The organism is Candidatus Darwinibacter acetoxidans, from assembly GCF_041936445.1.
Lineage (GTDB): Bacteria > Bacillota > Limnochordia > Darwinibacteriales > Darwinibacteriaceae > DTU010.
The window spans coordinates 1-1,378 of the sequence record NZ_JBHGXH010000236.1; the positions used below are offsets into that span (position 1 = coordinate 1).

The 1,378-nt window shown below is 55.7% G+C and carries 1 protein-coding gene; it reads left to right on the plus strand.

All coding sequences use genetic code 11. From position 1 onward, the window contains the following. Positions 1 to 176 precede the first annotated feature (176 nt). Positions 177 to 1,244, plus strand: coding sequence for a chymotrypsin family serine protease (locus ACE4YL_RS08790; RefSeq protein ID WP_461369544.1), 1,068 nt, complete (start codon positions 177 to 179; stop codon positions 1,242 to 1,244). Positions 1,245 to 1,378: the final 134 nt, after the last annotated feature.

Here is a 1,378-nt window from a genome sequence, read left to right on the forward strand (position 1 = left end):
ATCGGTACGGCTTCGGGCGGCCACAAGGGCCGCCCCTACAAAATATTCACACTCTTCTTTAAATCCTGGCATGGAAACCCCTGCGAATATCTCCCACCTCCACTTCACAAATTTGGCACCTTATACTGCGATCCAACGTAATCTGTTATTAGCAGAAGCCTTTTGGAGGCGAATTGATGAAAGATAACATAAAAATCAGCAAAAGGTGCCGCCGAAACCTGCATAAAAAGCCCAACGTTGTGGGAGTGGGAGTGGGGTACCGTGAAAAGGGCGGCCGGAAAACCGGTGAAAAGGCGATTATTGTATTTGTGACCAAAAAAATGGCGCCGCACAAGCTCGATGGAGCTGGAATGGTTCCCCGCTCTCTAAAGGGGCAGCGCGTGGATGTAATTGAAATTGGAGAGGTTCGCCTTTTGGAAAATGACGCCCCTCCTTCGCAGGAAGAAGAAGAGAGCCCGCTTTCAGAGAGCGGCCGGCTGAAACGATGGCGCCCGGCGCCCGGGGGTGTGAGCATCGGTCACTACAAAGTAACGGCGGGAACCCTCGGGTGTGCGGTTAAAGACCCGGCCACAGGGGAGAAATTTATCCTCTCCAACAATCATGTCCTGGCAAATTCAACTTCCGGAGAAGACGGCCGCGCTTCGGCCGGAGACCCGGTGTTGCAGCCTGGATCCTATGACGGTGGCAGGCCGGATCTCGATACCATTGCCCCCCTGGCGCGTTTCATCCCGCTGCGCCCGACTTTGCAGCCCCCAAAATGCGCCACGGCACGCTACTGGGAAAGCCTGGCCAACAAGATCTTGACCGTAATGCGGCCCGCCTACCGTCTCTATTTACAGAGAAGCAATGAAGAGGGAAACCTGGTGGACGCCGCGCTGGCCGGGCCGCTTCGCGAAGCAGATCTCTCGCCGGAGATCATGGAGCTGGGACGGATCAGCGGGACAGCGGAGGCCTACCCGGGAGACGAAGTGGTTTTCAGCGGGCGGACCAGCGGTGTCGTCCGGGGGAAGGTAATTGCCCGTGACGTCAGCCTTTTTGTAACCATGGAGCCCGGGAAAGAGCTTTATTTCGTCGATCAGCTAATCACTTCGGCGGTATCCCGCCCGGGCGACAGCGGCTCACTGCTGCTGGATGGGAAGAACCGGGCCGTGGGTCTTCTCTTTGCCGGTTCGCAAACCGTAAGCGTATGCAACCGGATTCAGAATGTCTGCATGCTGCTCGGCGTGGAGCCGGACCCCGGCTGAATGCGGGAAGAAGTCACGCATTTCCCCGCAGGAAAATTGTCCTTGTTTTGTTCCTGAGAATTTAAAGGTAAGCGATGCAATGGGGTAATTTATAAAGTCCCCCTTTTCTAAAGGGGGATTTAGGGGGATTTTAT